This is a genomic window from Brenneria izbisi, assembly GCF_025840185.1.
Classification (GTDB): domain Bacteria; phylum Pseudomonadota; class Gammaproteobacteria; order Enterobacterales; family Enterobacteriaceae; genus Brenneria; species Brenneria izbisi.
The window spans coordinates 244,849-264,228 of sequence record NZ_JAMPJU010000005.1 but is presented as its reverse complement, the minus strand read 5'-3'; the positions used below and the strand labels follow the sequence as shown (position 1 = coordinate 264,228).

The window sequence follows — 19,380 nt, the reverse complement described above, 5'->3', positions numbered from 1 at the left end:
CCTGGGTTTTTTCTAAACTGGATTAAAAGCCGCTTCTCTTGTTTTCCCCGACACTGACCTGAGTTTTCCAAACCGGGATCGCGTTATGTCACTCCATATTTTTAAATCCGCCACCCATACCAATATGCACGGCGCCAACTTACCGCTCTCGTCAGCCGATTTGTTAGCCTGCTCCGCCTTTGGCGGCCACCACATCCTGTTGGAGACATTCTGATGGATGTTAGCTCGGTTATCGAGGCGGTGATCGCCCATCTGACAGAAAAGCTGCCCAATCTACAGATTGAGCATTTCCCGGAAAACCCCGCCGATTTTCAACTGAATCACCCGGTCGGCGCGGTGCTGGTGAACTACCCCGGCTCCCGCTTCGGCAAGCCGGAAGCTATCGGCCCGCTGACGCAGCCGCACGTCATCACCCTGAACGCCACGGTCGTACTGCGCCAGTTGAACGGGCCGCAGGGCGCGGTGGCGACACTGGATGAGGTGCGCCGCACGTTATGCGGTTATCAGCCCCCGAACTGTCGCCGGAAAATCTGGCTGATGCGGGAAATGTTTCTCGGCAAGGCCGGCGAGTTGTGGCAGTACACGCTGGATTTTGCCACCGAGTCCGTCTCGATTGAGGACGCTAATTTACCAGACGGACCATTACTGACCGTCGCCAATTATAAGGAAAGCAAATGATGAAATACCGTTATACCGGCCCGGCCAGCGGCGTGACGCTGGCCGACGGCACCGAGGTGCTGTTGTGGCCCGATAGCGAGGTGGTCTTGCCGCAAGAGCATGACTACGTCAAAACCCTGGTGGCGTTAAAGCATTTGCACGTCGTGCCTGACGTCACCGTTGCGGCGGGCTCCCGCCGCAAGACTTCCGCCACAGGAGAGAAAACGGAGGTGAACCGTGGCAGCTAACTATTTACACGGCGTGGAAACCACCGAGGTGGAAAACGGCGCACGTCCGGTGAAAACCGTCAAATCCGCCGTTATCGGTCTGATTGGCACCGCGCCGATCGGCCCGGTCAATGAGGTGGCCTTGTGCCTGTCTGAGAAGGACGCGGCGCAGTTCGGCAGCCAGTACAGCGGCTTTACCATCCCGCAGGCGCTGGATGCCATTTACGACCACGGCGCGGGAACAGTGCTGGTGATCAACGTGCTCGACCCGGAAGTGCATAAAACCCAGGTCGATAGCGCCAGCGTGACGTTTGCCGCCGCCAACGGCAAAACGCAGTTGGCCCATCGCGCAGTGGCGAATCTGGTATTGCGTCAGTCGGCGGAAACCACGCCTTATATCGCGGATACGGATTACCAGCTTGATGCGCAAACCGGGATTATCACCCGTCTGAACGACAACATCCCCACGGATGAGGCGGTGCTGGTCAGCTATGATTATGCCGACCCGACCAAAGTGACGGCGGCGGATATTATCGGCGCGGTTAACGCGGCGGGCAATCGCACCGGCATGAAGCTGCTGCACGACACCTACAACCAGTTCGGCTTCTTCGCCAAAATCCTGATCGCCCCGGTGTTCTGTACGCAGAACAGCGTCAGCGTGGAATTGATCGCGCTGGCGGACAAGCTCGACGCCATCGCTTATGTCGATGCGCCGATCGGCACCACCTTCGCGCAAGTGCTGGCAGGCCGCGGGCCGGGTGGCGACATCAATTTCAACACCAGTTCAGACCGCGTGCGCCTGTGCTATCCGCACGTCAAAGTGTATGACGCGCAAACCAACGCCGAACGTCTGGAGCCGCTCAGCCAGCGCGCCGCCGGATTGCGGGCGAAGGTCGATCTGGAGAAAGGCTTCTGGTGGTCGTCTTCCAATCAGGAACTGTTGGGCATCACCGGCGTGGAGCGCCAGTTATCGGCGATGATTGACGACCCGAACAGCGAGGTCAATCTGCTCAACGAGCAAGGCGTCACCACGGTGTTCAACAGCTACGGCTCCGGCCTGCGGCTGTGGGGCAACCGCTGCGCCGCGTGGCCGACGGTCACCCACATGCGGAATTTCGAGAATGTGCGCCGCACCGGGGATGTGATTAACGAATCCATCCGCTACTTCAGCCAGCAATACATTGATATGCCAATCAGCCAGGCGCTGATTGATGCGCTGACCGAATCGGTCAACAGCTATGGCCGCAAACTGATTGGCGACGGCGCGTTGCTGGGTTTCAAATGCTGGTTTGATCCGGCGCGTAACGAAGAAACCGAACTGGCGGCGGGCCACCTGTTGCTGAGCTACAAATACACACCGCCGCCGCCGCTGGAGCGGTTGACGTTTGAGACGGAGATCACCTCCGAATATCTGGTCACATTGGAGGGCAATAGCTGATGGCTGGGAAAATTGAAGTGAACCGTATCACCAACGCCAATATCTATATTGACGGGGTGAACCTGCTGGGCCGGGCGGAGGAAGTGAAACTGCCGGACGTCAGCATGATTATGCAAGAGCACAAAGCGCTGGGCATGGTGGGCAAGATCGAACTGCCCGCCGGGTTCGACAAGCTGGAAGGCGAGATCAAGTGGAACTCGTTCTATCGGGACGCCATGCTGGGCGCGGCCAACCCGTATAAAACGCTGGCGTTGCAGTGCCGCTCCAGCGTCGAGCGCTACAGTTCTCAGGGGCGTATCGACGAGATCCCGCTGGTCACTTATATGACCATCATGTTCAAGAAGAACCCGCTCGGCACCTTCAAACAGCATGAAAACGCGGAGTTTTCCAGCGGCTTTAGCTGCTCCTACATCAAACAGGTGCTGGAAGGCGAGGAATTGCTGGAACTGGATTACCTGGCTAACATCTTCCGCGTCGGCGGCGTCGATCAACTGACCGATTACCGTATCAACGTCGGCGGATAAACGCCGTATCGCCATCCATTGACCAAAGGGAGAGGCACTGCCTCTCCCTTCCCTTTCTTTAAATCCCTTTAATAGCTGAATTCATCCCCGTTTTTCATACTGTTCCTGAAGACTTGCTTTTCCCCACTTATTTTTCCAATAACAGGAGCACATGATGTCAGAACAATCCTTTCCGCTGTCTATTCCTTTTACCACCGCAGCCGGTGTTCGTATTGAATCCCTGAATCTGCGCCGTTTGCAGGTCAAAGACCTGAAAGCGGTACGCAAAATCAGCGATAACGCCGCCGACTGGGACGATTTGTTGATTTCCCGCGCCAGCGGAATGCTGTCGGAAGATCTCGACGGCATGGATCTGGCCGACTATCTGGCGTTGCAAAAACGATTTCATCAACTTACAGGTCTGGCTACACCATCCGAAAACCTTGATTCAAGCGCAGGGGCTGCTGGCGAGGTGGTTTCGGTTTCAGCCGAGTGAGTTGAACGATCTGGATCTGGAAGAGTTCGAGTGCTGGTTGGAAACGGCCAGCACGCAGATTAAGCGTGAGAACGGCGATAGCGACTAACCGGCGCGCCAGTTCCGGCAAAACAGGTCGCTAACAAAAAATGGCGGGGAGCGGGATAACGACAGCCAACATCAGGGCCAGCGTCAATGATCCTGCTTCTCCGCCAATCATCAATGCCCAGACCAACTGCCGTCAGCGACGTGCTCATATGGGTAATCCTGTTTCGTCTGGTCTATCTGGAGTGTAAATCGTGGCCACTGAATCATCTATCAGCGCGACCCGCGGCGGGGTTATTTCCGGCGCATTACGGTCTGCGTTTACCGGCGTCCAGGGCACGCTGGCGTCAATCGACGAAACCGCCCGCCGCCTGCAACAACGACAAAACAGCCTGACGCAAGCCATGGAGCGCTACGGCCAGATCGGTTCATACGGCAACCGGCGGCTGAATAGCGAACTGCAACGTGTGGGACGCACCATGGAACAGCTTGAGCGTCAGCGCAACCGTCTCTCTGCCGCGGCGCATGTGAGTGATGCCTTGCAAACCCGCCGCTCGGCGTTGATCGACCAAAAAGAGCAAACCTACGCATCGGCCCAAACCGTCGCCGCGCCGGTGATCGGCGCTGTCGTAAAATATGCCAGCTATGAAGCCGGGCTGCGGGATATTGCGACGATGGGCAATCTGGATAGCGCCCAGGAGCAAAAAATCGGCGCGTTGATTCGCCAGACCGCGCTGAAAGTCAACCAGACGCAGGAAGCCTTGCTGGGCGGCGTCGGGCTGTTGATTAACGAAGGAATAAAGCCGGAAAAAGCATTACAGCTTACCGGGCTGCTGGGAAAAACCGCGACGGCGACCCAAACCGATATGATCGATCTGAGCAAAATGGCCGCCGTATTCAGCGAGACGCTGCAAATCACCGGCACCAAAGAGTTAGAACAGGCGTTTAATGTGGCGGCAAGCGGCGCGAAGCTGGGTTCGTTTAAGCTGAAAGACATGTCCCAGGCCCTGCCGGGGCTGGCGGAAGCGTTTGCCGCGCAAGGTATTACCGGCCAGGAAGCGGTTACGCAGATAGTCGCCAGCCTGAGCGTGGCGAAAAAAAGCGGCGGCTCAGCCGACAGCGCGGTAAACAATATGACCCACTGGCTGTCGGTCATGAACAGCAGCGAAATCAGCCAGAAATATGAAAACGCGGGCGTGGACTATGAAACATCGATGCAGAAATATACCGCCGGCGGTTTCTCCAAATATGAAGCTTCGCTGATGATCGCAGACAGGCTTATCAAGGACAAAGGCGAGGCGTTCCTGAAACCCTTCGAGGCGGCGGGCGCGCAAGGCGATACCGCGACACAGCGGAAATTGATGAATTCCTTTGGACTGTCCGAGGTGTTTACCGATACCCAGAGCGTGGATCATCTGCTGTCGATGCGTCAGGATTGGGGCAAATATCAAAGCAATAAACAGGCGATGAATAGCCCGGCGGCGCAAAACACCCTCGACACCGATTTCGCCAGTCAAAATGACACTTTGGCGGCGCGCTGGCGACGCACGCAAATCGCGCTCAATGACGTCTCGATCGGCATCGGTCAGTCACAGCGCCCCGCGTTGATCTCGTTAAGCGACGCGATTATCCCCATTATCGATCAGGCCGGAAGATGGATCGCCGACAACCAGGAGATCGTCAGCGGCATCGTGCTCACTGTCGCAGGGTTCAAGGCATTTAGCGTCGTGGCGGTCACCACCAGACTGGTGCTGGTCAACCTGTTATCACCGCTGGTCGATTTATGGAAAGGCGCGATGTTTCTGCGTTCCAAATGGCTGCTTCTGCGCACGGCGTTTGGCGCCGGAGGCCGCGCCCGCCAGTGGCTGGGGCTGTTTTCCCGGCTGGGCCGTGGCGCATTATGGCTAGGTCGTATGCTCGGTAGAGGTTTGATGGGGGGGGTACAACTGGCGTGGAACGGCTTCATATGGCTGGGACGCGGCGCGCTATTTTTAGGCGGTATGATGGGGAGAGCATTGGGCAGCGTTATGGGAGGTATAAAGCTGCTAGGTAGAGGGGCCATGATATTGTTCCGAATATTTTCGTTCACTCCAATTGGCCGACTTATCAGCGGCATTGTCACTGCCGCCCCCTTGCTTTATGGGGCATTTTCCTGGGTGATGGATTTCTTTGGTATTGATATATCGGAGAAATTTAGCGGGATTGGAAAAAGTATCGTCAGCTTTATATCCAACGGTATCCGCGATGAAGGGGAAAAGCAAGGAGCGGATAGTTGGTTCAACTGGTTCTCCGACGAACCCGAAAAAACAAATTCGCCCCGCCCGGTATTGACTGGCGTTGGTAGAAAAATCGCTCAGGGTGTTGATATCGGTATTGACCATACAACACCTCAGGTGGGACAGGAATTGGCACAACTTCAGCTTCTGATTGAGTCTGAATTCAACATGCCGCAGATGGGGCTGGAATCTGGATTCAGTTCACTGCGCGCCAACCCGAAAGCCAAAACCTTACCGGAACTCCCTGAGTTGCCCACCAGCGCGGAAAATAACGCCGGAGGCCGTCGCGCTGGCGGTCAGACGGCTAAGGCCAGCGGCGGGATTGCGGTGACGTTTTCACCCAACATCTACCTGGAGGGTAAAAAATCCTCGGCCACGCCGGAAATCGCCAGCGCGCTCAACCTGTCGCTGCACGAATTGGAAAAAATGCTGGCGCGCATTATGACGCAACAACAACGTAGGGGGTATGCCTGATGTTTGCCGTTCTTGGCGATATTGAATTTGAGTTGATTACCTATTGGGACGGCTTCGAGTCTACCTTTGGCGTCGATTACGCCGAACATAGCCGTATCGAAGGTAAGCCGGGGCTACAGTTCGTCGGCGAGCGACTGGATGAGTTCCGCATTAGCCTGGTCTTCCACAGTATGTACTGCACGCCGGATAACGAACTGGCCCGGTTACGCCGCGCCATGCGGGAACATCAGGCACTGGCGCTGGTGTTCGGCAACGGCGACTATCGCGGCTGGTTCGTGGTTACCGCGGTGACGGCCAGCAACCAGCAAACGGATGCTTCCGGCAATGTGATGGCGATGACGGCGGAAGTCACCTTGCGCGAATATACCGGCGACCCGAAAAGCCCGCTGGCGCCGCCCGCGATTAAACGCGCGATCCCCGGCACCGGCGTGGTCACCGGCGCGGTGATGAAATCCAGCGGCCTGGTGCAATCGGTGCGTGATGCCGTCAGTTACGCCAGAAAAGCCCAGTCAGCGCTGCAAACCGCCGCCAGCACGGTACGCATGGTGCAAAAGATGGCGTCCAACCCGGCGATTGCGCTGACGCGCGTTCCTGGTCTGTTAACGCAAATCAACGGCGTCGCCACGCCATTAGCCGCCTCGGTTCCCGCGTTGAGCGCGGTCACCGACGCGTTCCCCGTCGCTATTCGCGTCGCCAGGGCAACCCGTGAAGCCGTCCTCTTTGTTAACGCGGCGCGTGATTCCTTGTCGAACGTCGATAACCGCAATATCGCCAGCGCATTGAACAGCGTTTCCGGCCAGTTTAATGCCGCCGACACGTTACTCACCCACGTTTCACCGGCGCTGAGCCAGATGACGGCGGCGATCGCCGCGCGGAGGGTATGATGTACATTGAGCATGTAACCAAACAGGGCGATCGCTGGGATTTACTCGCCCATCACTACTACGGCGAACCGCGGGGCTACGACCGGATCATCGCCGCCAATCCGCAGGTGGCCATCACGCCGGTGTTGCCTTCCGGCATCGTGCTGTTGATCCCGATGATTGAAACGGATGAAGCGGTAACCACAGAGGAGATCGCGCCGTGGCTACGTTAATTCAGCAGGCTACGCCTTCTCCGGGTATTTCCGAAGTGCTTCAGCCGATCTTTACCCTGTGGTATCTGCAACGGGATATCACCAGCGATATCGCGCCCTATGTCACCCGCGTCAGTTATACCGACAATATCAAGTCGGAATCGGACACCATCGACGTCGAACTGGAGGATACCGACGGTCGCTGGCTGGATAAGTGGTATCCGGGCAACGGCGATACATTGACGTTGAAGCTCGGCTATAGCGGCGAAAAGCTGCTGTCCTGCGGCACGTTCTCCATTGATGAAATCGAAGTCGGCGCGCCGCCGTCAACGGTATCGATTCGCGGCGTCGCCGCCTCAGTCAATAGCGCGCTGCGCACCAAATCCAGCCGGGGGTTTGAAAACACCACGCTGGCCGCCATCGCCAGCCGCATCGCCAAAAAGCACAGCCTGAAACTGGTCGGCGGTATCGAGCCGGTCAAGCTTGATCGCGTCACCCAATACGCGGAAACCGATGTCGGCTTCCTGAAGCGGCTGGCCAGCGAGTACGGCTATGCGGTGAAAGTCGTCAGCGATCAACTGGTGTTCTCGCATCTGGCCACGCTGCGCCGACTCGATCCGGTCAGGCAACTGACGCCGCAGGACGTGGCCCGCTATGCGCTGCGCGATACCATCAACCGCGTGTACAAATCGGCAAAGGTCAAGCATCAGAAAGCCAGCGACAAGAAACTGGTGGTATATGAGGCGGACGGCAGCACCTCCACCACCCAAAGCAGCGGCAAAGCCACCAGTGCGGATACGCTGAAAGTCACCAGCCGCGCATCGGACGAAGACGGCGCGCAACGCAAGGCGGATGCGGCGCTGGATGCGCATAACGAAAACCAGCAGACCGGTTCGCTGAGCCTGATGGGGACACCGCAACTTATCGCGGGCAACAAAATCGAGTTGGTGAAGTTCGGCCAACTGTCAGGCCACTGGCTGATCACCTCCGCCCGGCATTCATTCGATCGCAGCAGCGGCTATGTTACTGAGATCGAGATTGCACGCGGCCCGGTCACCACCGGCACATCGGCGCGCAGTAAAACGCGCAAATTAACGGTGTATAAACCGGACGGCACCACCGAAACCGTTACCAGGGAAGAGAAAAAATGAGCGTATCCCGACAGGTCGGCACCATCAGCGCCGTTGACGCAAAGCATGTCCGCGCCCGCGTTCGTCTGCCTGAGCGCGATAACCTGCGCACCAACTGGCTGGACGTGCTGCAACACAATACCCAGAACAACAAGGATTACTGGTTGCCCGACGTCGGCGAACAGGTTGTCGTGTTGCTGGATGAAAACGGCGAGGACGGCGTGATCCTGGGCGCGGTCTATTCCAGCGTCGATACCCCGCCCGTCGATAACCCGGACGTCCGCGGCGTCACCTATGCGGACAGCGCGGCGTTTTATTACGACCGCCAGACGCACACGTTGACCATTAACGGCGGTATCGAGCACATCGTGATTACCTGCGGCGCGGCTGTGACGGTGAAAACGCAAAAAGCCACCCTTGACGCGCCGGAAACAGAAGTGACGGGCAACCTGCTGGTGAAAGGCAAACTGACCTATCAGGGCGGCATGTCAGGCTCCGGCGGCAACGGCGCGGCGGCGGCGATTCAGGGCAACGTCAGCGTGCAAGGCAATATTAACGCCAGCGGCTCGGTGATGGATGCCGGCGGCAACTCAAATCACCATTCCCACTGACCCGCCAATCCTTCTTAAATCCCTTTAATATCGGCTAATCCTTCCGGGGGCGATACTGCCCCCCATGAATACTCACTCTGTTTTCTGGCAACCGGCCCTGCAACGCCCTGGCGAACTCGCCGAGGGCGTCGCCGATATCACACAGGCCATCCACATCATTCTGCACACGCCGCGCGGCAGCGATCCCCATCGTCCCGAATTCGGCAGCAGTTTGCATCGCTACATCGACTACCCCATCGACCGGGCCGTTCCGCATGTCGTGCGCGAAGCGATTGAATCCATCAAGCGCTGGGAACCACGTTGCAAACTGTTGGCAGTGAAACCGCTTATCAGCGGCGAACACATGACGCTGCGCATCAGTTGGGAAACGACCAGCGGTGTTTTGCAGACCACGGAGGTGTTATGGCAGTAACCACAGAACCGGTCTTTATCGAGCGTGACGCGGAGGCGATCACCGCCGAGATGATCGCCAAATATGAAGCCGATAGCGGAAAAACGCTCTACCCGGCACAGGCGGAGCGCTTGTTGATCAACCTCATCGCCTACCGGGAAATGCTGCTGCGCAGCGGCATTCAGGAGGCGGCGAAACAGAATCTGGTGCGCTATGCCCGCGCGCCGATGCTTGATTACCTCGGTGAACTGGTCGGCACCTACCGCCTGGCGGCTCAAACGGCGCAGACCACGCTGCTGTTCAGCGTAGATGCCGCGCTGCTGACGGACACGCTGATCCCGGCGGGAACGCGCGTCAGCGCGTCAGACAGCGTTGTGTTTGCGACGGACCACGATGTGGTGATGAAAGCGGGCGCGCTGAGCGCGACCGTGACCGCCACCTGCATGGAAACCGGCGCCGCCGGGAATAACTGGCAACCGGCGCAGATCAGCACGTTGCTGGATGATATTGCCGATGTCGATTTCACGGTAATCAACACCGTCGCCAGCACTGGCGGCGCGCAAGAGGAAAGCGACGATCGGCTACGGGAACGTATTCAACTGGCGCCGGAGTCCTTTAGCACGGCGGGTTCAAAACTGGCGTACCGCTATCATGCGCTGAGCGCGCACCCGGATATTGTCGATGTGGCGGTGGTCAGGGCTGAGCCGGGCGTCGTCCATCTCTATCCGTTGCTGTCCGGCGGGTTGCCCGATGCCGCGCTGCTGGCGCAGGTGGAAAGCGTCTGTTCGGATGAGAAAGTGCGACCGCTGACCGATACGGTCGCCGCCAAAGCGCCCGTTGCGGTGGAGTACGCGCTTCATGCCAGCCTGACGCTTAAACGCAATGTTCAGGCATCGCCGGTCAAACAGGCAGCGGAGCGGGTAGCCGCCGACTGGGTTGAAAATCGCCGCGCCACGTTGGGACAGGATATCGTCCCCAGCCAGATTATCGCCGCGCTATCGCTCGACGGCGTCTACAGCGTAGAACTGTTATCCCCCGGATTAACGGTGCTGGATGACTGGCAACTCGCCGTCTGCACTGGCGTCGCGATCACCATTGCCGGGGCCGCCGATGAGTGACGTGCTGCTTCCACCGCCGCTGGCCGCCGACGCCAGCTTCCGCGCGCTGGCCTCGCTTATCGACCGTTTCGACGCGCTGAAGCTGGAAGCGTTGATGGTCTATCTGGTCGATATCGTCGACAGCAGCGCGCTGGACGCGCTGGCCGAACAGTTCTCGCTGACCGAAGACGGCTGGCAACTGGCGGAATCCGAAGATGCCCGCCGGGCCACGATTAAATCAGCCATTGAGATGCACCGCTATAAAGGCACGCCCTGGGCGGTGCGCGAGGTAATCCGCAGTCTGGGATTCGGCGATGTTGAACTGATCGAACATATCGGACGGCTCAACTACGACGGCGTGCGCGGTTACAACGGCCATATGGTCTATGGCGATCAAGCCCACTGGCCAGTCTACCGGGTGTTGTTTCAACAGCCCATCACCAACGATCAGGCGCAGATGCTGCGCAACACTTTGGAAATGATCGCCCCTGCACGCTGCCGGTTGGCCAGCCTGGAATATTGGGGCGTTCCAATTCGATACAACGAAACCGCATCGTATGACGGTAACTACAATCACGGGAGTGCATAAGTATGGCGAACTTGCCGGAAAAACAGGAATGGATTGACGGAATCTACCAACTGGAAACGTCAGATCCGGTGGTCGGCGGCCCCGGCGGGGTATCCAACCGACAGGCGGAGCAACTGGCCGACCGCACGGCGTATCTGAAAAAGGAACTGGAAAGCACCGGAGAAGATCTGCAAGCGCATATCGACGCCGCCGATCCGCATACTCAATATGCGCCGAAAGCCAGCCCCGCCTTGACGGGAACGCCAACGGCGCCGACCGCGGCGGCAGGCGTCAATAATGCGCAAATCGCCACCACAGCCTATGTGATGGCCGCAGTCGCCGCATTGGTGAATGGTTCTCCGGGCGCGCTGGATACGCTAAAAGAGTTGGCTGGCGCACTGGGAGATGACCCGAACTTCAGCACAACCGTGCTGAACAAACTGGCGCAAAAGCTGGAGAAAGAACAAAACGGCGCGGACATTCCCGATAAAGCCAAATTTATGGCGAACATCGGGTTAAAATCCGCCGCCACACGCGCCGTGGGTTCAGCGGCCAGCAATATTCCCGATATTACTGTCGGTGATGGACGCTATTTAGGGAAAACGGCCACGGCGACAGCGGCCAGTAAATTGGCGGCGGCAAGAAAGATTGCTGGCGTAACGTTTGACGGTACATCCGATATTGCGCTGACGCCTGCCAACGTGGGCGCGTTGGCGACGACGGGCGGCACATTGACCGGCAACCTGGTTTCGAAAGTAGCTGATGCGCTGCGCATGATCTACGGTGGATACGGCGTCATTCAACGCAATGACGGAAGTGCATTTTATCTCCTGTTGACCAAAAAGAATGATGCCAACGGTTCCTTCAATAGCTTGCGACCACTCCGAATTGATCTGGCCACAGGGGATATTCAATTCGGTCATATCGCTAATGCCGCCATCCTTCAGGAAAAAGGGCAGCGCGTCTACAGCCCGAACAACAAACCCACCGCGGCGGATATCGGCGCGTTGCCCGCCGGCGGCACGGCGGCGGCGGCCACCAAATTGTCGATGGCCCGGAAAATCGCGGGCGTGTCATTTAATGGTACGGCGGATATCGCGCTCACCCCGGCGAATGTAGGCGCCTTGCCTGCGGCGGGAACGGCGGCGGCGGCTACCAAACTGGCGACGGCGCGCAAGATTAATGGCGTGGCGTTTGATGGTTCGGCGGATATTACCCTTACCCCGGCTAACATTGGTGCTTTGCCGATTGCTGGCGGCACAATGACCGGTCAACTCACGCTCAATAACATTTTAAAAGTCGCTGGGAAAAGTGGGTTTCTACCTGATTCGCAAGGGGCGCATATTTGCTGGAACCGTATTCACGGAAGCGGAAGAACCGACTTTGTTAACCACAAAGGTTCGGGTGGTGGCGGTTTTGTATTCTGGAACGGTGACGCTGAATCACAAAACGAACTGGCGTCGTTAAACGCCGCGGGTTCGTTATTCGTAACCGGTACGATTTCGGAAAGTGGGAAACGTGTCTACAGTCCAAACAACAAACCCACCGCCGCCGATATCGGCGCGTTGCCTGCCGGTGGAACAGCGGCGGCGGCCAACAAACTGGCGACGGCTCGCAAGATTAATGGCGTGGCGTTTGATGGTTCGGCGGATATTACCCTTACCCCGGCTAATATTCAGGCGGTGGCAAACTACAAACCGTATTCAGGCATTGCTGAATACACGGATGATACAGCATGGCTTGCAGGACTGGAGGCAACCAGCAACTGCATTGGATCACAGTCAATCACAAAAACCAGTAAAGGCGGCGCGTGGAAAGCATTTATCAGCGTTCGTCATCGAAGTGGTGTTGGCGACGGCACAAAATACGGCTTTGTCCTGACTGACGAACACATGAATAATACGTCCCCGGCGTTTTTTTCTTTTCGTAAACAGTTCTCTGGAACCTGGAGCGACCCATACATTTTTTATCATACCGGCAACAAACCCACCGCGGCAGATGTTGGTGCTATTGGCAAAGGCGAACTGACAGGCATTCCGTTGCCGTATCCCTCTGCCACCGCACCAGCAGGCTGGCTAAAATGCAATGGCCAGGCATTCGACAAAGCCAAATATCCTAAGCTCGCCGCACTCTACTCATCCGGCAAACTTCCCGACCTGCGCGGCGAATTCATTCGCGGCTGGGATGACGCACGAGGCGTGGATGCCAGCCGGGTGATGTTGAGCGCGCAAAGTGATGCGATGCAACCGATAACAGCAGGCTGGACAATTGATGATCAAACGACGGATACAACCTATCCACCTTCAGGTGCTCTATATTCCGATGGCATTGGCACCGTTAATTATGATGCAGGGTCAGATAGGAGCAGTAATGGTGCCAAAGCGCATTTTGATTCGTCACGTGTTACCCGTACGGCAAGTGAAACCCGCCCCCGCAATATTGCATTCAACTACATCGTGAGAGCAGCATAATGAGCAACTATTCCACTGAAATTAAAACCGCAGAGTTAAACGAAAACGGCCTGAGTAAAAATGCGGGTTGGGTGACGGTATATCACGTCCACCCTGTTACCCGTGAATATCTGAGCGCCAGCTATGAATATCTGATGACCGGAGTCGGCTTACCGGCTGATAGTTATATTGACGAGCCAGAACTGCCAGTCGCAGGACTCGCCTTGCGCCGCCGCGCTGACGGTAAAGCGTGGGAGCATGTGCCGGATTATCGCGGCCAGACGGTTTATGACACGCAAACCCGACAACAACAAACGGTTGACGCTATCGGCGAATTGCCGGATAACGTCACGTTGTCAGCGCCTGTCACTGAATTCGATATTTGGAACGGCGAAGCCTGGGTAACAGATGAAGAAGCCCAACAACAAGCGGTGGCAATGGCGAAACAGCAAGACGCGCAAAAAGATCTGAGCACGCGACAAACAACGGCTAACGAACGAATCCAAACGTTGACTGACGCCATTGATTTAGGTATGGCGACCGAAGAAGAAACCGCCGAGCTTGAACAATGGAAAAAATACCGGGTATTACTGAGCCGCATTGATACTGCCGCATCAGAAATCGTTTGGCCGAAAGCGCCAACGGTTTTATAGCACGGCTATCGTAGCGAAATTCTCAACGAAAAGATCTCAGTTGGCAGTGAAAATATTCACTTTCTCGAACCTCCAGAGATTCCGCTGTTTGAACGTGAGCGGTTGAAACTGGCTACTATAAACCGGCTCCATTAACCCTCAGAATGTTAGTGGAGTCGGCAAAGGCTGATCGGGGGCTGAAAGCGTTGTTGGGTGGCGTCGGACAGTTAATAGTAGAACGAATATTAGCAGGGCTGGAGGCCGCACGAAAAAACGGTCGCATAGGCGGAAGACCGCAAGTATTAAAGATGATCGGAAAATTATTGGGGAACCGGGCATAGCAGACGTCGGTTAGCAATCATCCATGATGTCGGCGTATCGACCATCTATAAGTCTTTCCCAGCCGGCACAATCTGATTTTGTAATTTATTATCAGTATGTGAAACTGATCTGGTACTCAATTTATCGCGCAGGATGTGCGGCATTTATCGCGCGGCGCATCAGCAAATGTGTTAAAGCGTGTTAAATGGCGGGCTAATGCCCGCCATACAAAAGGATAGGCGTTATTATCAAAGCTTACGGATCTGCTTCACATCCAATTCAACGGAACCGAAATCCTTGTCCAGTTCACCCTGAATTTCCACTTTATCGGAAGGGGAAATCATCTGTCCGTTCCAACGTTTATCATCGATTTCCACATTCATGGTGCCGGTTGAATCGCGGAAAAGATAATTTTCATCACCAAGCCGTTTTTCAATATTGCCACTGAGTGTGATCCAACTATCGTCCGCCATTCCTTTGGCTTTTTCCACCGTGGTAATACTGCCTTTCGGATCGGTAAATCCGCCTTTATGGGGACTGGATACCGAAGACTCCGGGCTGATAAAACCACCACTTTGCGCGGCAAAGGCTGGTGCGGAGATCAGAGCTGTAATGGCGAAGAGTGCGGCTGCTTTTTTCATGTTCTACCTTCCTTTATTGCATTTGTTGTCACCGTCATCCGGTGTGGTTATCAATGTTCAGGCAGCATTAAAACAAACAGTTCTTAACAGCATCTTAAGGAATGGACATCTGTGATTTTATTTTTTGATCTTGCCGGGATTGCCCGTTTCTGGCGATTTTACCTGTACATGCCGTCATGCTATTTCGTATAAAACCAGAACACGAACGCGCGGAGCAGCCATGAGAATATTGTTAATCGAAGACGATCGCCTGATCGGTGACGGTCTCAAAGCCGGGCTTACCAAGCTTGGTTTTAGTGTTGACTGGTTTACGCAAGGCAAAACGGGCGAGGCGGCTATAGATGCGGCGCCTTATGATGCGGTGGTGCTCGATCTCAGTTTGCCGGAAATTGATGGGCTGGACATTCTGCGCCACTGGCGTCAGGCCGGACACGATGAACCCATACTGATCCTTACCGCGCGGGATGCACTGGAACAACGAGTTGAAGGCTTGCAGTTGGGCGCGGATGATTACCTGTGCAAACCATTTGCACTCACAGAAGTGGCTGCCCGTTTGCAGGCGCTGATCCGTCGACGACATGGTCAAATACAGCCCACGCTCACACACGGCGCGGTATCACTTGAATCAGCTTCACGCACCGTGACACTTAACAATGAACCGCTGATGCTTAAATCCCGTGAACTGGCGCTGCTGGAGCTGTTTTTGCTGCACCCCAACCGCGTACTGACGCGCGCCCAACTGGAAGAGAAACTTTATGGCTGGGATGACGATGTTTCCAGTAATGCCGTGGAAGTCCATATTCACCATTTACGTAAAAAGCTGGGCAGTGACTTTATCCGTACCGTACATGGCGTCGGCTATATTTTGGGAGAAGCGACATGACGCATCTCAATCTCAGCCTGCGGTTGCGTCTGATTGCTGGTTTCATGCTGTTGACGCTGATCTGCTGGGGCATAGCCGGATTGCTTTCGTGGTATCAAACTCGCCATAACATTAATGAACTGTTTGATACACAACAGATGTTATTCGCCAAACGGCTGGCTACCATCAATCCTGCCGACATCGATGCGGAATCGCCGTCACTGCCGAAAACAAAAAAGCTGGCGGGAGATCATCGCGGCCAGCAGGAAGATGATGCGCTGGCCTTTGCTATTTTTACCCGAACCGGCAAGATGGTGCTGAATGACGGCGAAAACGGTAAAGACTTTATCTTTGATTACGCACGAAATGGTTTCACTGATGGTCGACTGCGCGATGACAGCGATAGATGGCGTATGGTCTGGCTGAAGACCGGGGACGACCGCTACGTGGTTGTCGTGGGCCAGGAATGGGAATATCGGCAGGATATGGTGTGGGATATCGTCAAAACCAACCTGACCCCTTGGCTAGCGGCGCTGCCGATTATGCTGGCGTTACTGTTCTGGTTGATCACCCGTGAACTCTCCTCCTTGAAACAGATTACCGCACAGCTTCGTCAGCGTTCGCCGGATGAAGCGACGCCACTGGAGACGAACAATATTCCCCAGGAAGTTCGTCCGCTGGTTAACGCGCTCAACCATCTGTTTGCCCGCGTCAACGATATGCTGTTGCGCGAACGCCGATTCACATCCGATGCGGCCCATGAGCTACGCAGCCCGCTGGCGGCGTTGAAGGTACAGACGGAAGTCGCTCAGTTGGCCCACGACGATGAAACTGCCAGACGTCATGCGCTGACTAACCTGGATAAGGGGATCGATCGGGCGACCCGATTGGTGGATCAGCTACTTACCTTGTCGCGACTGGATTCTGAATCGCAATTGAACGGCCAGCAAACCGTTCAATTGCAGGAAATTATGCGTCAGGTGGTTGTCGATCATTATCAGCAGGCAAAAGCAGCGGGGATTGAATTGACGTTGGATTTACCGGATGTTCCGGTGAGCCGTCAAGGGCATCCGCTGTTGCTGACGCTGCTGATCCGCAATCTGTTGGATAATGCCATTCGCTATAGTCATACGGGCGGCGCCATTCATCTGCAACTCACGCCTCACGGTTTTCAGGTCACAGATGAAGGGCCGGGCATCGGCGGCGACGCGTTGGCCCACATCGGAGAACGTTTTTTCCGTCCTCCCGGACAAGAGAAATCCGGCAGTGGTTTGGGTATCTCCATCGTCAACAACATCGCCAAACTGCATGGAATGCGCGTTACCTTCGCCAACCGGCCTGAAGGGGGGCTGAAGGTCGCGGTTAATTGGTAAAGCGGCCCTGACCCGCTTTATATTTCCACCTGAATACCCAACTCAATCAGTCGGTTAGGGGGGATTTCAAACTGATCTCCCGCACGGAGCGCATTACGGCTGAGCATCATGAAGAGTTTGCCGCGTAATCGCAGATACCACGGACGTTTGCCCATCGTCAGCGACTCGTTGGACATAAAGAACGATGTCTCCAGCATCTGGCAGGTTAATCCATCCTGCCAGCAACGATGAAACACCTCTTCCACATTAGGTGTTTCGCGCCAGCCATAGTTGGCAATGACCCGCCAAAAGGTTGGTGAAAGCTGTTCCACCGTCACCCGACGAGCATTGAGCACATAGGGCGCATCTTCTGTTCGCATGGTCAACAACACCACACGCTCATGCAATATCTTGTTATGTTTGAGGTTATGCAAAAGCGCAAACGGAATGACGTGAATAGCGCGGGACAGATAAACCGCGGTACCCGGCACCCTTATCGGCGGTGATTTTTCCAGTGACGCAATCATGGCATCCAGCGAATTGCCATGTTCATGCAGACGGCGCAACAACCGGAAACGCTCGCTTTTCCAGGTGGTCATGATGATGAACATCACCATCCCCAGCGCCAGCGGCAACCAGCCACCGGAAAGGATTTTAACCACGTTGGCCAGGAACATGGGGGCATCAATCAACAGCAGGCAGGTCAACAGTATCCACACCAGATAGCGGGACCAGCGCCAGTTCTTTATCGCTACCGTACAGAACAGAATGCTGGTTATCACCATTGTTCCCGTCACCGCGATGCCGTAGGCCGCCGCCAGATTGCTTGAATGCTCAAAGCTGACAATCACAATTACCACCGCGATATACAATAACCAGTTAATCGCCGGGATATAGATCTGCCCAGATTCCATATCAGAGGTATGCACAATGCGCATCGGTGGCAGATACCCCAGCCGAACGGCCTGACGCGTCAGTGAAAAGACACCGGAAATCACAGCTTGCGAAGCGATGATTGTCGCCAGAGTAGCCAGGATCATCAGCGGAATTAGCGCCCAGTCGGGAGCCAGCAGGAAAAAGGGGTTTTTAATCGCTTCCGGGTTTTTTAACAACAACGCGCCTTGACCAAAATAATTCAGCACCAGAGACGGCAACACCACGGTAAACCAGGCGAGTCGAATGGGGAATTTGCCAAAATGTCCCATATCCGCATATAGCGCCTCGACGCCGGTGATAGCCAGTACCACGGCGCCCAGCGCAAAGAAAGCGACCATTTTGTATTCGGCGAAGAAACGAACCGCATACATCGGATTCAGCGCTTGTAGCACGTCGGGGTTATTAAGGATGCTGCGCGCGCCCAACACCCCAAGCGTAAGAAACCAAATCAACATCACCGGGGCAAACAATTTTCCCACGCTGCCGGTACCATGCTTTTGAATAACAAACAGCAGCGTCAGAACAATAATCGACAGCGGAACGATATAGGTGTCCATGGAAGGCGCGGCAATTTCCAACCCTTCCATCGCGGACATTACTGATATCGCGGGCGTTATCACCACCTCGCCATAGAAGAAGCTGCCGCCGATCAACCCCAAAATCACCAGTACCGACGTCATTCGATCCGACATATTACGTCCGGCCAACGACATCAAGGTAAGTATCCCGCCTTCGCCCGCATTATCCGCCCTCATGACATAAGTCAGATACTTAAGCGAAACGACGATAATCAATAACCAAAATATCAGAGAAAGAAAACCAAATACGGAGTCGGGTTCGACACCAAAACCAAACTGTCCTGATAGACACTCCCGCAGGGTGTAAAGCGGACTGGTTCCAATATCGCCATAAACCACACCTATCGCGGCCAGCGTGACTGCCGGAATCGAACGTTTATGCTCTGTGCTCATCAACCTTACTCTTCTTCTGTATCCATTCTGTCAGCGACCAGCTACGTCGCCCAAAACGACCAGTATGAACCAAACAATTTAAAATCCCATTCTTAAATTGGTTACGAAATATCCTGTAAAAGGTGGTGTATTGATTAATCAACCGGGAAGGGGGAATAATCGACAGTAGTATGCTAATAAAGATCTGTGATCTGCCGTTTATTATTACAATTGTCTTTATAAAACTCAGGTTTTCCTGAAAAAAACGG

Annotated in this window: 21 protein-coding genes and 1 pseudogene; 19 read left to right on the top strand and 3 right to left on the bottom strand. The window is 55.4% G+C overall.

Annotated elements, in window-relative coordinates; all coding sequences use genetic code 11:
* Window positions 1–85: 85 nt before the first annotated feature.
* The 6 genes from NC856_RS09415 (at window position 86) to NC856_RS09390 (ending at window position 3,321) form a co-directional block, all read left to right on the top strand.
* A complete protein-coding gene (locus tag NC856_RS09415) occupies window positions 86–214 on the top strand; it encodes a hypothetical protein (protein WP_264090170.1) in 129 nt (42 codons plus the stop codon).
* Window positions 214–678: a Gp37 family protein gene (locus NC856_RS09410; protein WP_264090169.1), complete on the top strand. Its 465-nt coding sequence runs from the start codon at window positions 214–216 to the stop codon at window positions 676–678. The genes NC856_RS09415 and NC856_RS09410 overlap by 1 nt, the downstream gene beginning before the upstream one ends.
* Entirely contained in the window at window positions 675–905 is a 231-nt protein-coding gene (locus NC856_RS09405; protein WP_264090168.1) for a hypothetical protein, read from the top strand. Before NC856_RS09410 ends, NC856_RS09405 begins: the two co-directional genes overlap by 4 nt.
* Window positions 895–2,322: a phage tail sheath subtilisin-like domain-containing protein gene (locus NC856_RS09400; RefSeq protein WP_264090167.1), complete on the top strand. Its 1,428-nt coding sequence runs from the start codon at window positions 895–897 to the stop codon at window positions 2,320–2,322. The genes NC856_RS09405 and NC856_RS09400 overlap by 11 nt, the downstream gene beginning before the upstream one ends.
* The gene (locus NC856_RS09395) at window positions 2,322–2,846 is read left to right on the top strand and encodes a phage major tail tube protein (RefSeq protein ID WP_264090166.1); all 525 of its coding nucleotides are present in this window, start codon (window positions 2,322–2,324) and stop codon (window positions 2,844–2,846) included. Before NC856_RS09400 ends, NC856_RS09395 begins: the two co-directional genes overlap by 1 nt.
* A 154-nt stretch (window positions 2,847–3,000) precedes the next feature.
* Window positions 3,001–3,321 carry a phage tail assembly protein gene (locus tag NC856_RS09390; protein WP_264090165.1) on the top strand — a complete coding sequence of 107 codons (321 nt, stop codon included), beginning with the start codon at window positions 3,001–3,003 and terminating at the stop codon, window positions 3,319–3,321.
* A 59-nt stretch (window positions 3,322–3,380) separates the two neighbouring features.
* Here the strand turns inward: NC856_RS09390 and NC856_RS09385 are convergent, their stop codons facing one another.
* The gene (locus NC856_RS09385; RefSeq protein ID WP_264090164.1) at window positions 3,381–3,557 is read right to left on the bottom strand and encodes a hypothetical protein; all 177 of its coding nucleotides are present in this window, start codon (window positions 3,555–3,557) and stop codon (window positions 3,381–3,383) included.
* Window positions 3,558–3,599: 42 nt separating this feature from the next.
* On the opposite strand from NC856_RS09385, the gene NC856_RS09380 reads away from it, so the two are divergent.
* From NC856_RS09380 to NC856_RS09330, 11 genes and pseudogenes are all read left to right on the top strand, one after another.
* Entirely contained in the window at window positions 3,600–6,095 is a 2,496-nt protein-coding gene (locus NC856_RS09380) for a phage tail tape measure protein (RefSeq protein ID WP_264090163.1), read from the top strand.
* Window positions 6,095–6,979 (top strand): phage tail protein, encoded by an 885-nt coding sequence (locus tag NC856_RS09375; protein WP_264090162.1) that lies wholly within the window; start codon window positions 6,095–6,097, stop codon window positions 6,977–6,979. The genes NC856_RS09380 and NC856_RS09375 overlap by 1 nt, the downstream gene beginning before the upstream one ends.
* A complete protein-coding gene (locus tag NC856_RS09370; RefSeq protein WP_264090161.1) occupies window positions 6,979–7,191 on the top strand; it encodes a tail protein X in 213 nt (70 codons plus the stop codon). Before NC856_RS09375 ends, NC856_RS09370 begins: the two co-directional genes overlap by 1 nt.
* The gene (locus NC856_RS09365) at window positions 7,179–8,321 is read left to right on the top strand and encodes a phage late control D family protein (protein WP_264090160.1); all 1,143 of its coding nucleotides are present in this window, start codon (window positions 7,179–7,181) and stop codon (window positions 8,319–8,321) included. The genes NC856_RS09370 and NC856_RS09365 overlap by 13 nt, the downstream gene beginning before the upstream one ends.
* Window positions 8,318–8,911: a phage baseplate assembly protein V gene (locus tag NC856_RS09360; protein ID WP_264090159.1), complete on the top strand. Its 594-nt coding sequence runs from the start codon at window positions 8,318–8,320 to the stop codon at window positions 8,909–8,911. The genes NC856_RS09365 and NC856_RS09360 overlap by 4 nt, the downstream gene beginning before the upstream one ends.
* Window positions 8,912–8,975: 64 nt before the next feature.
* Complete coding sequence (locus tag NC856_RS09355) at window positions 8,976–9,323, top strand: GPW/gp25 family protein (RefSeq protein ID WP_264090158.1); 348 nt, start codon at window positions 8,976–8,978, stop codon at window positions 9,321–9,323.
* On the top strand, window positions 9,314–10,420 hold the full coding sequence (locus NC856_RS09350; RefSeq protein WP_264090157.1) for a baseplate assembly protein: 1,107 nt from the start codon (window positions 9,314–9,316) through the stop codon (window positions 10,418–10,420). Before NC856_RS09355 ends, NC856_RS09350 begins: the two co-directional genes overlap by 10 nt.
* Window positions 10,413–10,988 (top strand): phage tail protein I, encoded by a 576-nt coding sequence (locus tag NC856_RS09345; protein ID WP_264090156.1) that lies wholly within the window; start codon window positions 10,413–10,415, stop codon window positions 10,986–10,988. The genes NC856_RS09350 and NC856_RS09345 overlap by 8 nt, the downstream gene beginning before the upstream one ends.
* A gap of 2 nt (window positions 10,989–10,990) precedes the next feature.
* Entirely contained in the window at window positions 10,991–13,438 is a 2,448-nt protein-coding gene (locus NC856_RS09340; RefSeq protein ID WP_264090155.1) for a phage tail protein, read from the top strand.
* The gene (locus tag NC856_RS09335; RefSeq protein ID WP_264090154.1) at window positions 13,438–14,070 is read left to right on the top strand and encodes a tail fiber assembly protein; all 633 of its coding nucleotides are present in this window, start codon (window positions 13,438–13,440) and stop codon (window positions 14,068–14,070) included. The genes NC856_RS09340 and NC856_RS09335 overlap by 1 nt, the downstream gene beginning before the upstream one ends.
* Before the next feature lie 203 nt (window positions 14,071–14,273).
* Window positions 14,274–14,466: pseudogene (locus tag NC856_RS09330) on the top strand (helix-turn-helix domain-containing protein); the annotation flags it as partial.
* A 152-nt stretch (window positions 14,467–14,618) separates the two neighbouring features.
* Here the strand turns inward: NC856_RS09330 and NC856_RS09325 are convergent.
* The gene (locus tag NC856_RS09325) at window positions 14,619–15,011 is read right to left on the bottom strand and encodes a YgiW/YdeI family stress tolerance OB fold protein (RefSeq protein WP_264090153.1); all 393 of its coding nucleotides are present in this window, start codon (window positions 15,009–15,011) and stop codon (window positions 14,619–14,621) included.
* A 220-nt stretch (window positions 15,012–15,231) separates the two neighbouring features.
* Between NC856_RS09325 and qseB the strand changes: the two genes are divergently transcribed.
* Window positions 15,232–15,894 carry a quorum sensing response regulator transcription factor QseB gene (qseB, locus tag NC856_RS09320; RefSeq protein WP_264090152.1) on the top strand — a complete coding sequence of 221 codons (663 nt, stop codon included), beginning with the start codon at window positions 15,232–15,234 and terminating at the stop codon, window positions 15,892–15,894.
* Entirely contained in the window at window positions 15,891–17,246 is a 1,356-nt protein-coding gene (gene qseC / locus NC856_RS09315; RefSeq protein WP_264090151.1) for a quorum sensing histidine kinase QseC, read from the top strand. The genes qseB and qseC overlap by 4 nt, the downstream gene beginning before the upstream one ends.
* A 17-nt stretch (window positions 17,247–17,263) precedes the next feature.
* On the opposite strand, the gene kup is transcribed toward qseC, so the two are convergent.
* Window positions 17,264–19,132: a low affinity potassium transporter Kup gene (gene kup, locus NC856_RS09310; protein ID WP_264090150.1), complete on the bottom strand. Its 1,869-nt coding sequence runs from the start codon at window positions 19,130–19,132 to the stop codon at window positions 17,264–17,266.
* Window positions 19,133–19,380: the final 248 nt, after the last annotated feature.

Bases quoted from the DNA above. Each gene is read 5' to 3' on its own strand.
- NC856_RS09415 (WP_264090170.1), top strand. From the start codon at position 86: ATGTCACTCCATATTTTTAAATCCGCCACCCATACCAATATGCACGGC.
- NC856_RS09410 (WP_264090169.1), top strand. From the start codon at position 214: ATGGATGTTAGCTCGGTTATCGAGGCGGTGATCGCCCATCTGACAGAA.
- NC856_RS09405 (WP_264090168.1), top strand. From the start codon at position 675: ATGATGAAATACCGTTATACCGGCCCGGCCAGCGGCGTGACGCTGGCC.
- NC856_RS09395 (WP_264090166.1), top strand. From the start codon at position 2,322: ATGGCTGGGAAAATTGAAGTGAACCGTATCACCAACGCCAATATCTAT.
- NC856_RS09390 (WP_264090165.1), top strand. From the start codon at position 3,001: ATGTCAGAACAATCCTTTCCGCTGTCTATTCCTTTTACCACCGCAGCC.
- NC856_RS09385 (WP_264090164.1), bottom strand. From the start codon at position 3,557: ATGAGCACGTCGCTGACGGCAGTTGGTCTGGGCATTGATGATTGGCGG.
- NC856_RS09375 (WP_264090162.1), top strand. From the start codon at position 6,095: ATGTTTGCCGTTCTTGGCGATATTGAATTTGAGTTGATTACCTATTGG.
- NC856_RS09370 (WP_264090161.1), top strand. From the start codon at position 6,979: ATGTACATTGAGCATGTAACCAAACAGGGCGATCGCTGGGATTTACTC.
- NC856_RS09360 (WP_264090159.1), top strand. From the start codon at position 8,318: ATGAGCGTATCCCGACAGGTCGGCACCATCAGCGCCGTTGACGCAAAG.
- NC856_RS09355 (WP_264090158.1), top strand. From the start codon at position 8,976: ATGAATACTCACTCTGTTTTCTGGCAACCGGCCCTGCAACGCCCTGGC.
- NC856_RS09350 (WP_264090157.1), top strand. From the start codon at position 9,314: ATGGCAGTAACCACAGAACCGGTCTTTATCGAGCGTGACGCGGAGGCG.
- NC856_RS09345 (WP_264090156.1), top strand. From the start codon at position 10,413: ATGAGTGACGTGCTGCTTCCACCGCCGCTGGCCGCCGACGCCAGCTTC.
- NC856_RS09340 (WP_264090155.1), top strand. From the start codon at position 10,991: ATGGCGAACTTGCCGGAAAAACAGGAATGGATTGACGGAATCTACCAA.
- NC856_RS09335 (WP_264090154.1), top strand. From the start codon at position 13,438: ATGAGCAACTATTCCACTGAAATTAAAACCGCAGAGTTAAACGAAAAC.
- NC856_RS09325 (WP_264090153.1), bottom strand. From the start codon at position 15,011: ATGAAAAAAGCAGCCGCACTCTTCGCCATTACAGCTCTGATCTCCGCA.
- qseB (WP_264090152.1), top strand. From the start codon at position 15,232: ATGAGAATATTGTTAATCGAAGACGATCGCCTGATCGGTGACGGTCTC.
- qseC (WP_264090151.1), top strand. From the start codon at position 15,891: ATGACGCATCTCAATCTCAGCCTGCGGTTGCGTCTGATTGCTGGTTTC.
- kup (WP_264090150.1), bottom strand. From the start codon at position 19,132: ATGAGCACAGAGCATAAACGTTCGATTCCGGCAGTCACGCTGGCCGCG.